General features: G+C 59.2%; 11 protein-coding genes. 7 read left to right on the top strand and 4 right to left on the bottom strand.

Going from position 1 to position 13,546, the window contains the following annotated elements; translation table 11 throughout:
* Positions 1-16: 16 nt before the first annotated feature.
* A complete protein-coding gene (hrpA, locus tag BLS61_RS01535; RefSeq protein ID WP_090426402.1) occupies positions 17-4,033 on the bottom strand; it encodes an ATP-dependent RNA helicase HrpA in 4,017 nt (1,338 codons plus the stop codon).
* 225 nt (positions 4,034-4,258) lie between these two features.
* Between hrpA and BLS61_RS01540 the strand changes: the two genes are divergently transcribed.
* From BLS61_RS01540 to BLS61_RS01560, 5 genes are all read left to right on the top strand, one after another.
* Positions 4,259-4,561 (top strand): type II toxin-antitoxin system RelE/ParE family toxin, encoded by a 303-nt coding sequence (locus tag BLS61_RS01540; protein WP_090426405.1) that lies wholly within the window; start codon positions 4,259-4,261, stop codon positions 4,559-4,561.
* The gene (locus BLS61_RS01545) at positions 4,554-4,847 is read left to right on the top strand and encodes an addiction module antidote protein (protein ID WP_090426407.1); all 294 of its coding nucleotides are present in this window, start codon (positions 4,554-4,556) and stop codon (positions 4,845-4,847) included. Before BLS61_RS01540 ends, BLS61_RS01545 begins: the two co-directional genes overlap by 8 nt.
* Positions 4,848-5,138: 291 nt before the next feature.
* Complete coding sequence (locus tag BLS61_RS01550; protein ID WP_244157893.1) at positions 5,139-7,142, top strand: type I restriction enzyme HsdR N-terminal domain-containing protein; 2,004 nt, start codon at positions 5,139-5,141, stop codon at positions 7,140-7,142.
* A gap of 494 nt (positions 7,143-7,636) precedes the next feature.
* Positions 7,637-7,879, top strand: coding sequence for a hypothetical protein (locus BLS61_RS01555; RefSeq protein WP_090426413.1), 243 nt, complete (start codon positions 7,637-7,639; stop codon positions 7,877-7,879).
* Positions 7,872-8,174, top strand: a complete 303-nt coding sequence (locus BLS61_RS01560; RefSeq protein ID WP_012018065.1) for a LasR-specific antiactivator QslA — start codon at positions 7,872-7,874, stop codon at positions 8,172-8,174. The genes BLS61_RS01555 and BLS61_RS01560 overlap by 8 nt, the downstream gene beginning before the upstream one ends.
* Positions 8,175-8,223: 49 nt before the next feature.
* On the opposite strand, the gene BLS61_RS01565 is transcribed toward BLS61_RS01560, so the two are convergent.
* Both BLS61_RS01565 and BLS61_RS01570 read right to left on the bottom strand, forming a co-directional pair.
* Entirely contained in the window at positions 8,224-9,213 is a 990-nt protein-coding gene (locus BLS61_RS01565) for a hypothetical protein (protein WP_012018064.1), read from the bottom strand.
* Positions 9,214-9,445: 232 nt separating this feature from the next.
* Positions 9,446-10,618 carry an MFS transporter gene (locus BLS61_RS01570; RefSeq protein ID WP_090426416.1) on the bottom strand — a complete coding sequence of 391 codons (1,173 nt, stop codon included), beginning with the start codon at positions 10,616-10,618 and terminating at the stop codon, positions 9,446-9,448.
* A gap of 95 nt (positions 10,619-10,713) precedes the next feature.
* Between BLS61_RS01570 and BLS61_RS01575 the strand changes: the two genes are divergently transcribed.
* Positions 10,714-11,607, top strand: a complete 894-nt coding sequence (locus BLS61_RS01575; RefSeq protein WP_090426419.1) for a LysR family transcriptional regulator — start codon at positions 10,714-10,716, stop codon at positions 11,605-11,607.
* 45 nt (positions 11,608-11,652) lie between these two features.
* Here BLS61_RS01575 and BLS61_RS01580 read toward each other — a convergent pair whose 3' ends face one another.
* Entirely contained in the window at positions 11,653-12,369 is a 717-nt protein-coding gene (locus tag BLS61_RS01580; protein WP_090426422.1) for a DUF6683 family protein, read from the bottom strand.
* A 338-nt stretch (positions 12,370-12,707) separates the two neighbouring features.
* On the opposite strand from BLS61_RS01580, the gene BLS61_RS01585 reads away from it, so the two are divergent.
* The gene (locus BLS61_RS01585) at positions 12,708-13,532 is read left to right on the top strand and encodes an AraC family transcriptional regulator (protein WP_090426426.1); all 825 of its coding nucleotides are present in this window, start codon (positions 12,708-12,710) and stop codon (positions 13,530-13,532) included.
* Positions 13,533-13,546: the final 14 nt, after the last annotated feature.

Below are 13,546 nucleotides of genomic sequence, written 5' to 3' on the forward strand. Positions count from 1 at the left end.
CCTAGCGCAAAGCGGCTCAGGCCTCCACCAGGCTCCACTGCTTGGCGAGGCGCTTGTCCGATACCGCCATCTTCGTCCCCAGTTGCTGGGCGAACAGCGACACGCGGTATTCCTCCAGCATCCAGCGATACAGGGTCAGCTGCGGGTCACGCTTGCCTTCCTGGGCATGCTTGGCCGTACGCGCCTGGTACTGTTCCCAATAGCCTGTGAGCTCGCCCGTCCATACGCGGTCGCGCTGCACCTGCGCGCCGACCTTGTCCAGGCGCTGCTCGATGGCCTTGAGGTAACGCGGAATCTCCTTGAGCCACTCGCCCGGCGTCTCGCGCACGAAGCCGGCGTACACCAGATTGGCCAGCTGCTGCTTGATGTCGTTGAGCGCCATGGCCTGGGCCAGGTCGATCTTGCCCTTGAAGCGCTTCTGCAGGTCATGGTGCAGCTTGAGAATCTCCAGCACCTGGCGGGCGATACGTTCGGCATGCGCCGTCCAGTCGCCGCGCTTGCGCTCGGCCAGCTGCGCCAGGGCCGCGCCATCACGCGGTAGCGTCGCTTCGCCTTCGAGGATGCAGGCATCCAGGCTGGCCAGCAGAATGTCCTCGACCAGCGCCTCGACGCGGCCAATATCGCGGTACAGCAAGCCCAGCTCGGTCAGCCCCGGCAGCTTGCCGCGCAGAAACTTCGCCTGCTCGGCCAGTTGCTGCAACAGCAAACGCTGCAGCGCACGACGATGCTGGAAGTCGGCCTCGGCCTGGGTCGGGAAGCGCCCTTCCTTGACCACCCCGCCCTCTTCCACCAGCGCCGGGTAGACGGTCATGGAAAGCCCGGCAATCTTCTGCTGCGCCTTCTCGGCCACTTCGGCAAAGGCCTTGGCCTCCACCGCTTTCGGCTTGTCGCTCTGCTGCGGGATGGCCAAGGCAGCCTGGCTGGCCTCGGCGAAACGCGCGGTCAGCTCGGCCAGATCGCGACCTTCACCGAGGAACTTGCCGCGCGCATCCACCACCTCGATATTCATCTTCAGGTGGTTTTCGATGCTTTCAGCCGCTTCCGCCCAGGCCTCGTCGGACACCCGTGCGCCAGTCATGCGCAAAAGCTCCTGGCCGAGCGCCTGCGGCAACGAACCCTGGCCGAATACCAGCTTGTCCAGCGCGGCGCCGACGAAGTCCGGCACCGGCACGAAGTTCTTGCGCAGCGCCTTGGGCAGGCCGCGTACCAGCGCCACGCACTTGGCTTCCAGCAGGCCCGGTACCAGCCACTCGAGGCGTTCGGGCTGCAGTTGCGGCAACAGCGGTGCCGGCACGCGCAGGGTCACGCCGTCACGCGGGTGGTTGGGCTCGAAGTGATAGCTCAGCGGCAATTGCAGCTCGCCGATGCGCAGGGTGTCCGGATACTGCGCGGCGGTGACCTCCCTGGCATCGCGGGCCAGGGCGTCTTCCTCGCGCATGATCAGCAGCTGCGGATCGGCGGCGCTGCCTTTCTTGTACCAGCTCTCGAAACTCGCGGCCTGGTAGATGTCCTGCGGGATGCGCGCCTCGTAGTAGCCGAACAGGGTTTCCTCGTCGGCGAGGATGTCGCGGCGGCGCGACTTGGCCTCCAGCTCGTCGAGGCGTTCGAGCAACTGGCGGTTGGCGGTCAGGCAGCGCACGCGGCTGTTGATCTCGCCACGCACCAGCCCCTCGCGAATAAACATCTCGCGCGCCACCGGCGGATCGATGGGGCCGTAATGCACCGGGCGGCGCCCGACGATGATCATGCCGTACAGGGTGACCTGCTCGTAGGCCACCACCTGGCCGCGCTTCTTCTCCCAGTGCGGCTCCAGATGGTTCTTCTTCACCAGGTGCACCGCCAGCGGCTCGATCCAGTCCGGCTCGATCTTCGCCACCATACGAGCGAACAGCTTGGTGGTTTCCACCAGTTCGGCGGCCATCACCCAGTTGGGTTTCTTGCGCCCGATCACGCTGGAGGGGTGAATCCAGAAGCGCCGCTGGCGCGCGCCGAGGTAGTCGCCCTCCTCGGTCTTCTGGCCGATCTGGCTGAGCAGGCCGGCGAGAATCGCCTTGTGCACGGCGGCGTAATTCTTCGCCCGCACCGCCGCCTCGCTGGCCTCGGCCTGCTGGCGGGCGATGGCGTTGACGCGGGTGTCCTTGGTCGGCTGCGGCACGTTCGCCGCCTGCTCACCCTTCACCTCCGAGCGGTTCTGCCCGCCCTTGCCCGTCAACTGCAGATCACGGGCGATCAGCACCAGTTGCCGGTGCGCGTCGCGCCACTCACGCAGGCGCATGTAGTTGAGGAAGTTCTTCTTGCACCAGGTGCGCAGCGGGTTGCTGCCCAGCTCCTGGCGTTTCTCTTCGAAGCCGCGCCACAGATTGATCAGCGCGGCGAAGTCCGAGTCCACATCCTTCCATTGCGCGTGCGCCTGGTCGGCGGCCTGCTGGCGATCCATCGGCCGCTCGCGCGGATCCTGCACCGACAGCGCGGCAGCGACAATGAGGATTTCCTCCAGGCTGCCCTGCTTGGCGCCTTCCAGCACCATGCGTCCCAGGCGCGGGTCGATGGGCAGGCGCGCCAGTTGCCGGCCGATGGGCGTAAGCTGGCTTTCGCGGTTGACCGCCGACAGCTCCTGCAACAGGTTGAAGCCGTCGCTGATGGCCTTGCCATCTGGCGGCTCGATAAAGGGGAAGTCCTCGATGCTGCCCAGGCGCAGATGCAGCATCTGCAGGATCACCGCCGCGAGATTGGTACGCAGAATCTCCGGATCGGTGAACTCAGGGCGACCGAGAAAATCCTCCTCGCTGTACAAACGAATGCAGATGCCCGGCTCGACCCGCCCGCATCGGCCCTTGCGCTGGTTGGCGCTGGCCTGCGACACCGGCTCGATGGGTAAGCGCTGCACCTTGGCACGGTAGCTGTAGCGGCTGATGCGCGCGGTGCCGCTGTCGATCACGTAGCGAATGCCCGGCACGGTCAGCGAGGTTTCCGCAACGTTGGTGGCCAGCACGATCTTGCGCCCCGGCATGGGCGCGAAAATCTTCTGCTGCTCGGCCGGCGTCAACCGCGCATACAGCGGCAGCACCTCGGTATGGCGCAGATTGGCCTTGCGCAGCACCTCGGCGGACTCGCGAATCTCGCGCTCACCGGGCAGGAACACCAGCACGTCGCCGGGGCGCTTGCCCACGCTGCGCTCGTGCTCGGCGATCTCGTCCAGCGCGGCGAGAATGCCCTGGTCGATGGACAGGTCATCGAGCAGACGCTCGCCCTCCTCGTCCACCTCGGCCGCCAGCGGGCGATACCAGGTTTCCACCGGGTAGGTGCGACCGGACACCTCGATGATCGGCGCGTCGTTGAAGTGCTTGGAAAAGCGTTCCAGATCGATGGTCGCCGAGGTGATGATCAGCTTCAGATCCGGGCGGCGCGGCAGCAGGGTCTTCAGGTAGCCGAGCAGGAAGTCGATGTTGAGGCTGCGTTCGTGCGCCTCGTCGACGATGATGGTGTCGTACTTTTCCAGAAAGCGGTCGTGCTGGGTTTCGGCGAGCAGGATGCCGTCGGTCATCAGCTTGATCAGCGTGCCGTCCTTGCTCTGATCCTCGAAACGCACCTGATAGCCGACCAGCTCGCCCAGCGGCGTACCGATTTCCTCGGCCACCCGAGTCGCCACACTGCGCGCCGCCAGCCGACGCGGCTGGGTATGGCCGATCAGCCCATGCACGCCCCGGCCAATCTCCAGACAGATCTTCGGCAACTGCGTGGTCTTGCCCGAACCGGTCTCACCGGCGATCACCACCACCTGGCTCTTCTCCAGCGCGGCCTTGATCTCGTCGCGCTTGGCGGCAATCGGCAGCGCATCGTCGTAGCGCATCGCCGGGATGCTGCTACGGCGCGCCGCCACCTTGTCGCTGGACGCCTGAAAACGCTCCAGCCACTGCGCCAGCTTGGCCTCGTCGGGGTGCTTCTGCAGCTCATGCAACTGCCGGCGCAAGCGATGGCGCTCGGCGATCATGACGTGGTCGAGGTTGTTCTGCAGCGTGGCGAGGTCAGTCATCTGGATCGGGGCAATCAGGGCAAAGGCGGGATTGTCGCAGATTCGAGCCCTGCCCGCTGCCGGGAGAGCGCGCGTAGGGCGGATCGGAACGCCGACCTCTCGTAGCGCCAGCGAACAGTCCACCAATCCAGACTCAAAACAGCGCTACAACCTATCCTTTAGCACTCCAAAAGCTGCCATATCCTCCAGCTTGGCAATTCGTGCTTTATAAACTACATTCAGCCCATGCAAAAAATCGAATCCGCCACCTTCAGAAACTGGCTGAAGAAGCTCAAGGACGACACCGGCAAGGCGCGCATCGTGGCCCGGATAAACCGGCTGATGGAAGGCCTGCCAGGCGACGTGGCACCGGTCGGCCACGGTGTCAGCGAACTGCGGATTCACTATGGCCCCGGCTACCGGGTGTATTTCCACCAGCAAGGCGACACGCTGGTGATCCTGCTCTGCGCAGGCGACAAGGGCAGCCAACGCCGTGACATAGAGGCCGCCCAGCAGATCCTGCAGACGTGGAGAACACGAGATGACTGAAACCTTTAGTGACTTCGACCCCGCCGAATACCTCACCAGCCCCGCAGCCATTGCCGAGTTCATGAGCGACGCTCTGGAAACTGGCGATGCCGGCTATATCGCCAAAGCCCTGGGCGTGGTGGCACGCGCCAAAGGCATGACCGAACTGGCCAGAGAAACCGGCCTGTCCCGCGAGCAGCTTTATCGCTCCTTCAGCGAACACGGCAACCCGACACTGAAAACCATGCTTGCGGTGATGAAGGCGCTGGGGGTTGATATGGCGGCACGGCCGCATGGTGCGCGGTAAGGGTGTTAGTGTACACAGGGATTACAAGCAAACTTATTATTTAAAAGACACAAGCAGAAAAATAAATACCCCCTATTTTTCTGCACAGATGAAAATAATAATCGCAACATTGTTCTTCACTGAAACCAACCTTAAAAATTAGCGCTGAGAAAAAACATGACACTTGATATTCGAGGAAGTATAAAAAACACCAAACTCAGCACTAATCCGTACGTCGTATTTGAAGAACTAATCTCGAATGCAATTGACTCATACCTAATCCGAAGATCTCGTGACCCGCAAGCCCCGGACATGCAAATCGAGATAGATGTTACCTTCATCCCGGCAGGGCTTGATGAAAACCAAGAAGACATGATTATTTCCTGCCAGGATAATGGCTGCGGTTTAGGTGAAGAACAACTCAAAGCCTTTCTAACTAAAGACACATCATACAAAGACGACCTCTCAATCCCGGGAATTGGCCAATGTAAAGGTGCTGGCCGAATCCAATATTTCCACCACTTCGCAGAGCTTATTCTTGAGAGCACATATCAAGACGGCGATACATTTATCGATCGAAAGCTTCATTATCTGGAACCCCAAAAGCAAATTGAAGCTGAAAATTTCACTTCAACCCCGACAAACAAAGCAACAACAGGAACGCGAGTCACACTAAAACAACTCAAACCATTAGTGCACACCAAAATAATGCGAAGCGAAGAACTAAGCGCCCTATTCTCCGCCTCAGATTTAAAGAAGAATGTCCTTGTAACATTCCTTCAAAGATTAATTGGACTTGATAGCCGCCTAGGTGAATTTAGCATTATTTTTAGCAGCCAACATTGGAGTAAAGAACCTCAGCATTCGTCTCTGAAGCGCAATGACCTACCGAGTGTCACAAGCGTAAAAACAGTAACTGCCGAGGAGTACAATCCCACAACTAACGAGAGAGTAGCTGAACCTCAAGAAATAAAGATATCCCACTACAAACTAGACACCAAACACTACGACCTCCCTAAAAACTCTATTGCATTATGCGCCAAGTCTTCCCCTGTCAAAGACATTACATCAAGATACCTGAGATCCAAAACCGAGCAGAATAATCCAGTAGGCAACCACCATCATATAGTTCTTATCGAAAGCAGCTACCTAGATCAACGCGTTAATGAACAGCGGGATGACTTTGATTGTATACCTGCTGAGTTCATACCAGACGACATGTTCTCGCCAGATGGTATTTCATATGCCGCCATCTACGACGCCATTGATCCTGTAATCCAAGAAATGGTCACCCCCGCAGACTGGAAAAAAGAAACAGTTCTAAGTTTAGTTTCAAATCAATTCGGCATAAGCGAAGATATGCTAAAAGACACCTCAACGCGTATTGTTTATGGCGATACGCCCCTAGCCGTTGCAGAGCGTGTCTTAAAGAAATATCAAGAGCGCGTCATTGAAGAAACTGCGGAAATCATGACCCTCAAAGACGAGATCACTAAGTCCGAACCAGACTCGGTAGACTTTAGAGAAAAGGTCAATGAGTTATCTTGGAAATACACTGCCTCGCTCAAGAATATCGACATGGCAAATTTATCTCAACTTATTGTGAGACGCGCCGCGGTCGTACAAATACTTGACTTAGCATGCAGAAAAAGGCTAGCGATACAAAAGATCAATAGCGAAGCAAAGCGCAAGGACGAAAGAATTATTCACAGCATTTTCTTTCCTATGCGAAAAGACAGTTCGGATGTTACTGATCATGACATCTGGCTTCTAAGCGAAGAGTACCACTATTATGACTATATCGCCTCTGATCTTCCGCTATCAAAACTAAAATGGGATAACGGCAACAAAATATTTTCCGAGGACATAGACCAACAACTTCAGAAAGTTCTAGACAAGCGATCTAATGAAAACAGCAGCAAACGCCCCGACATAGCCATCTTCAGTAAAGAAGGCTCAGTTATTATTGTAGAATTTAAAGCACCCGGAGTGCAGATGGACGAGCATATAGGTGATCTGCAGGAGTACGCTTATCTGCTAAACGCCAATTCAGGCGGAAAGCTAAAAAAATTTTATGGATACTTGATAGGCGATACAGTCAACACTCTTCGCCTAGGTGGCTGGACTAAATTTCCGACAGGCAATGGTTGGTTTCAATCGAATGCTCTGATTGACCCTGAGAATAATACAAAGCTAGGCGAGACATACTTCGAGATACTACACTTTGAGGATGTCATTGATAGGGCAAAAAAAAGAATTGGCGTTTATCAAGACAAATTAAACCTAAAACTAGATTTTCAAGATTCCGACTACTGATTCGCTCAACCACCCAAGGCGTAGGGTGGACTCAGGAGCGTCAGCGAGCAGTCCACCGGCCCAACAAAAGGCGTACTGCTCCGCAAGTACGCCCTACAAGGCTTCTGACCGATAGCAGCCACTCCAAAACCTTGCCCTGTCCTCCACCCCGCGCTACAGTCCGCCCCGTCACGGTCAATCCCGTGACCGGGTGTGACAACCCGAATCGTTCGAGGCGCGGTAGCGCCATAGCCGAGAGCAGGCGCTTTTTTGTGCCTGCTGTTTTCTCGTGCCTTTATGGCGGGCCGTGTGAGGCAGGCTTCGGCCTGGCCGGTTCCCTCGGACGCCGGTTTGTCACCCTTGCACGGTCCGCCTCCCATAACCGCGTGACAACGGCGGGTGGCGGCTCCTTAATCGTTCGAGGAGCATAAGGAAAATGCACTATCCCCCTTTTACCCAAGGGCTCCGCCCTGGGCTGCTGGGTGTCGTGTCGACTTCCGTTTTGGAGGTGTTGCATGACCAAGTCTGAATCCGTCGTTATCCCCTTCCCCACACCACACAATCCCTTGCATAGCCATGTGGCCGACGACTGCCCCTTGCAGGCAGCAGCCGAGTATCGGGCAGCGTTGCTGGCCAAGCTGTTGCGGCGAATGCCGGAGCCGGAGTTGGCGAGCACTACCCACGCGCTATTGAGCGAGTTGATCGTGCTCTACCGCCGGGCCATCGCCCAGGCAGCCGGGAGGGCCGAGCATGATTGAGCCGCAACGGTACCTCACCCACCTGCCCGCCCATGACGGGCAACCGGCTGCCGAGTTTGGCTGGAATGCAGATTGCCAGGCGAGCTTCTCCCACGGCGTGCAGCAGGCCCAAGCCTGGCTGGACGATGCCAACAGCGGCTGGCTGTGGGCCAATCTGCTGCTGGAGCGCCAGCTCTACCCGCCGGGCGCACAGCGCCATGCCTTCGAGCTGGGTTTTCTCAGCCGCATCCACCAACGCCTGTGCTCGCCGCTAGGCGGCGGGCATCAGGCGTTGCGGACGGAGTTGAGGTTGTAGCTGTCGGAGTCAGAGGCCTATCCACTAAACCTACCGGCTCGATCGTGCCTTATATCGTGCCGCCATCGAGGCCATTCCCCTGGCTACTCGAGGCCATGCTGGAAGCGAGTGTTGCAGTGGGCGGTACATAGCCGCTCAGCTCGCTCCAGCCGTCTCTAAAAGCGCTGCCATTCTGCACTGATGCCTGGGTTACGCCGATCTTGTACTGGATATGCGCAGCGTTGATGGTCTCTTTGGTGGTGGCGGCGTTTCCCTGGGACATATCGACCATCGGATTGACGACATGGGCGAGATCCACCCGCAGTATCGCCAGGGCTTCGTATTGGCCGTTGGCAATATGGGTCGCGTAGCTGGCGTACTCTGTTCTGAACTGGTTCTCGGCAAATAGGTACACACGATGCCGGGTTATCTCCTGTTCGTTATCCGCCACCAGTTCTTGATAAGCATAGGAGAGTTCACTGAGGAAATGACTGTAGTACCTTGACAAGTCCAGGGTGTCGATACGCCGATATTCGTTATCCAGGAGGAGCTTCGCCCTCGCCAGCTTATTCAGGTTGGGTAAATCCTTGAACAACGGCTTTTGCTTCTTGTTTGTCAATTTGGCCCTCGCGTCGAGCCTAGCCTGCCTCTCATCCATCAGGTCATCATCAAAAGGCACGCGAGCGTGTCGGAGTGCGCCGATGTACGCAGCAAGAATCTCTTCAAGGTCGGCGTCCGCTGCAATGAGGCCCTTGTTTTCTGGAATGGCCGCGCCCGGGGCATAGGGGATCTCTTCGACTTCGGCAAAATCCCTGTTGGAGAACGCGATTCTTACCCGCACTGTGCTTTGGAGGATCGTGTGGTGGGCATAGCCCTGCTCCGCCAACTTTTTCAGGAATTTCTTGAAGCTAGCCAGGCGCTTGTTTTCGCGCTTGTCGATCCGGTTCTGCTGCGTGGCGCCTAGGGCTCTAGAAGCCGGACGCCTGGATGCAGGCGCCATCCCAACGTCGCGGATACCTACCAGATTGGCCTTGTTCGTCGCGTGGTACAGATAGGGCATATGCACTTCCTTGGCTCGTACATGCAGCAGTATCTGAGGGTTGAGCTGCCGAAGCTGCTCGCTTCGTACAGAAGCCTAGGCCACGAAGCGGAAAAGGGCTTGCTGCTTGAACGGCAACGGGGCTGAACGGAGGCGGATTTGCGTGTCGACGCTGAATGTCCGCTGCTGGCCAATTGCACGTAGGGCGCACCGGGACGCCCTACATTTCCAGCCACCAACTCCCGGTATCACATCACTGGCACACCGCTGGAGCCGCCACGGCTCTGGAACGCCAGGCAAACCCCAGCACCATCAGCAGTCCCAGCCCGGCCATTGCCGCGCCGGCCAGAGAGATCGCCGGATAGCCCAGCCCGGCATTGATCACTGCACCGCCAAGTGCTGCGCCAATCGCGTTACCGAGGTTGAAGGCGCCGATATTCACTGCCGAGGCCAGGTTGGGCGCGGCCTTGGCGGCCTCCATAACGCGCATCTGCAGCGGCGGCACGATGGCGAAGCTGGCGATGCCCCAGATCAGGATGGTCAGGGCTGCCGGCAGCGGCCAGCGCATCAGTACGGTGAAGGCCAGCAAGACCAGGATCAGCGCACTCAGCGAGACGATCAGGGTGCGGTCGACGGAGCGATCCGCCGCCTTGCCGCCCCACATGTTGCCGAGCGTCAGGCCGATGCCGTACAGCACCAGCATGGCGGTGATGAAGGCGGTGGACGCCTGGGTCTCGCTGCTGAGGATCGGTGCGATATAGGTGAACACGGTGAACATCGCGCTGGAACCGATCACGGTCAGGGCCAGGGCCGCCAGTACCGGGCCACGGCCCAGCACACGGATTTCCGCCAGCACGCCGTCACTCTTCGGCAGCGGCACGTTGGGCAGCGCGAACCACAGCGCGAGCATGGCCAATACGCCCAGACCGGTAATGCCCGCAAAAGCCGTACGCCAGCCAAACACCTCACCGAACCAGGTGGCCAGCGGCACGCCGCCGATGGTCGCCAATGTCAAACCCATGAACATCGCCGCCACTGCACCGGCGCGTTTGTCCGGCGCGACCACGCTGGCGGCGACGATGGAGCCGACGCCGAAGAAGGCGCCGTGGTTCAGCGAGGTCACCACTCGCGCAATCAACAGACTGTAGTAATCGGTGGCCAGGGCCGACATCAGGTTGCCCAGGGTGAAGATGGCCATCAGCCCGATCAGCAGATAGCGCCGGGGAATCTTGCCGGTGGTCAGGGTCATCAAAGGCGCGCCGAGCAGCACGCCGAGGGCGTAGGCGCTGACCAGCAAGCCGGCAGCGGGAATGGAAACGCCGAGATCGCTGGCGATGCCCGGCAACATGCCCATGGGGGCGAACTCGGTGACACCGATGCCGAAGGCACCGATGGCGAGTGCAACGAGTGGTGGATTGATACGCATGGAAAGGCTCCTCATCTATGCCGCGAATGCTAGGATCCAAACCTTGCTGGCGGTAGATGGCCTTTCTGACAAACACCTTTGCTTACGGAGCACAAATGGACATAGGCGGCCGATCAGGTGACATGGTGGTGTTCGCCACCGTGGCGGAGGAAGGCAGCCTGTCGGCCGCCGCACGTGCACTGGGGCTGACGCCCTCGGCGGTCAGCCGGATCATCGCGCGCACCGAGCAGCGCCTTGGCACGCGCCTGCTGCTGCGCACCACCCGCGCGATCACCTTCACCGCCGAGGGCGAGGCGTACCTGCGCGGCGCGCGGCGCATCCTTGCTGATATGGCGGAGGTCGAAGAAGCCATCACCGATCAGGGCGTGCCACGGGGCCGCTTGCGTGTTAGCGCTGCCCTCGGCCATGGCCGGATGACCATCGTGCCGCTGGTGGCGGCGTTCAGCGCGCGTTACCCGAGCATCACCGTCGACCTCAGCCTGGGCGACGAAGTGGTCGACATTCTCGGCGGCCAGGCGGACGTGGCCGTGCGCTTCGGCCTGCTACCGGACAGCCCGTTGACCGCACGAAAAGTCGGCGAAACCGGCCAGGTGGTGGTGGCCTCCCCAGACTATTTGCAGCGCCATGGCACACCGCAACAGCCGGAAGACCTGCTGCAGCACAACTGCCTGCGCTTCAACTTCCGCCGCGCCGAACCCAACTGGCCCTTTGTCCGCTACGGCCAGGCGTTCTCACTCAAGGTCTGCGGCAATATCGAATGCAGCAGCGGCGAGGCGCTGGCGCAATTTGCACGGGTTGGCGCCGGCATCGCGCGCATCGGCGAGTTCACCGTGGCCGAGGACATCCAGCGCGGCGATCTGGTGCCGCTGTTGCAGGCCTTCAACCCCGGTGACAGGGAACCGATTCATGCGGTGTTCGTCGGCGGCTCGGCAATGCCGGCGCGGGTGCGGGTGTTCGTGGATTTTCTGGTCGAGCATCACCGGATGTGAGCAGCGGCGATTGCCAGAACTGGAGGCAGCCCTACTACCGAATCACTAGAGCCCTGTGAACCCATTCTCTGTCACTTTATAGGCACGCATGTCATTGCGAGTGATCTCCTTCAAGTCGTTCCTGACCGCATCGGCTAGGTCCTGCTTCGAGCGAGAAGACGATGAACGTACGCGCGCCTCCTCCAGCCACAGCGCGGTTATTATCAAGCGTATCTCGGACTCCTGCTGGAGCTCTGGACCACTCTTGCGAGCCAAAGGAGACTGCCTTAACCCGCTAGCGGTCTGCCGGTAAATGGCTGCTGTTTGTGCGTCAGACAACGCCCGCCCATTGGCGAGCTCCCAACCGACGGCGAGAAACAGCGCTGTAGCTCCGCTGAGAGAATCCTCCGGCAGGCCACGCTTTGCCAGTTCCTGTCGGTAGATAGCGCGAGTGCCTGCGGTCTTTACCAGGTAGGACGGGTCTTCCATCTGAAATCGGACCGACACCATCTCGGACAGACGTTGTGCAACCGCTTCTTCGATTTGCCCGGTCAGATCGCCTGAACGATCAAAGAACAGGGCGGCAGCGTCTTCCGGTCGAGCCCGCGCAGAGGTTTCAGCCTCCTCATCATCAGCACTCTGACCTGCTGCCTCCTGCGCATTCCGAAGAGCAGACTGGCCTAGAATACCGTTGCCCCAGATACCGATATTCACCTGTGCCGAGGCTGGGCCGACCAGAAACATAGCGCCCAAGGCGATGGCATGGATGCGTAGAAGATGCATGGCATTTTTCCATTAGCTTCGTCGTAAAGAACTGAGCGACCGATCCCAACCCCAACAAGAAAGGGAAAAGTGTTGAATCGGACCAGCCGTCCCGAAAATAAATCCGCCGTCTTTTCATCATTGAACGCGTAAGTTGGATCGAAACGCCGACCGCCCGTGGCGTCAGCGAACAGCTCACCACACGGGCAATTGCGCGCTGTGCCGTGACGCAGAGCGTCACAGGCTTGCTCCCATGCGAGAACCATCGAAGAGCCAGACATGCGTAGGCATACCCCCTAGTATGGGTAGATCTTTAAGTGCATACCTGCCAGTACCGCGCATGATCGAGAGCAGCCCTCATGGATAGCAAAACGAACCAACCCACCTCCAGTGATTGGGTCGTGCGAAGCGCTCTACCCAGCGGGGTGGAACGTATCGAGGCGTGGTTTGCTGGCCATGGCTATGACCCACATCGTCACGACACTTACTCGATCGGACGAACCCTCGCAGGGGTGCAGAGCTTTAACTACAAAGGTTCTCTGTGTCACGGAGTCCCTGGAAATACGCTTGTGCTGCACCCTGACGAACTGCATGACGGCATGGCCGGCACCAATGCCGGTTTCCGCTACCGTATGGCGTATGTCGACCCGGCACTTATCCAGAACATTCTGGGCGGACAACCCCTGCCCTTCATATCCGGGGGGCTCTCGAACGATCCACGCCTGTACCGTGCCAGTGAAGCATTCGTGCAAGCGCTGGATCACCCGCTGGAAATGCTGGAAGAACAGGACGCCCTGTATGACCTTGCGATGGCATTGCACGCAGTCGCAGGCAAACCACCTGGCCGCAAGCGTCTGGATTACCGTGCAGCCGAGCGCGCACGGGCATTCATCATGGAGCACCTGCACTCCAGCATTACCCTGGAGATGCTCGAGCAAGCCAGCGGGCGCGAACGCTGGAGCCTGTCGCGTGACTTCCGCGCACTCTACGGCACCAGCCCCTACCGTTTTGTCACCCTGCGCCGCCTGGATTACTTTCGAAGCCTTGCTCTGAATGGTTTCACCTTGGTAGACGCGTCCCTTGCTGCAGGTTTTCACGACCAAAGCCATATGACCCGGCATTTCACACGCAGCTATGGCGTATCGCCCTTACGCTGGCTGGCGCGTCTGCGTCCTGCATGCTGACTTGCAGGATCTTA

Origin of the sequence: Ectopseudomonas guguanensis, assembly GCF_900104265.1 — a bacterium.
Taxonomy (GTDB): domain Bacteria; phylum Pseudomonadota; class Gammaproteobacteria; order Pseudomonadales; family Pseudomonadaceae; genus Aquipseudomonas; species Aquipseudomonas guguanensis.

Excerpts from the sequence above, each read along its gene's own strand:
- hrpA (WP_090426402.1), bottom strand. The coding sequence starts at position 4,033 with ATGACTGACCTCGCCACGCTGCAGAACAACCTCGACCACGTCATGATC.
- BLS61_RS01540 (WP_090426405.1), top strand. The coding sequence starts at position 4,259 with ATGCAAAAAATCGAATCCGCCACCTTCAGAAACTGGCTGAAGAAGCTC.
- BLS61_RS01545 (WP_090426407.1), top strand. The coding sequence starts at position 4,554 with ATGACTGAAACCTTTAGTGACTTCGACCCCGCCGAATACCTCACCAGC.
- BLS61_RS01550 (WP_244157893.1), top strand. The coding sequence starts at position 5,139 with ATGCAAATCGAGATAGATGTTACCTTCATCCCGGCAGGGCTTGATGAA.
- BLS61_RS01555 (WP_090426413.1), top strand. The coding sequence starts at position 7,637 with ATGACCAAGTCTGAATCCGTCGTTATCCCCTTCCCCACACCACACAAT.
- BLS61_RS01560 (WP_012018065.1), top strand. The coding sequence starts at position 7,872 with ATGATTGAGCCGCAACGGTACCTCACCCACCTGCCCGCCCATGACGGG.
- BLS61_RS01565 (WP_012018064.1), bottom strand. The coding sequence starts at position 9,213 with ATGCCCTATCTGTACCACGCGACGAACAAGGCCAATCTGGTAGGTATC.
- BLS61_RS01570 (WP_090426416.1), bottom strand. The coding sequence starts at position 10,618 with ATGCGTATCAATCCACCACTCGTTGCACTCGCCATCGGTGCCTTCGGC.
- BLS61_RS01575 (WP_090426419.1), top strand. The coding sequence starts at position 10,714 with ATGGACATAGGCGGCCGATCAGGTGACATGGTGGTGTTCGCCACCGTG.
- BLS61_RS01580 (WP_090426422.1), bottom strand. The coding sequence starts at position 12,369 with ATGCATCTTCTACGCATCCATGCCATCGCCTTGGGCGCTATGTTTCTG.
- BLS61_RS01585 (WP_090426426.1), top strand. The coding sequence starts at position 12,708 with ATGGATAGCAAAACGAACCAACCCACCTCCAGTGATTGGGTCGTGCGA.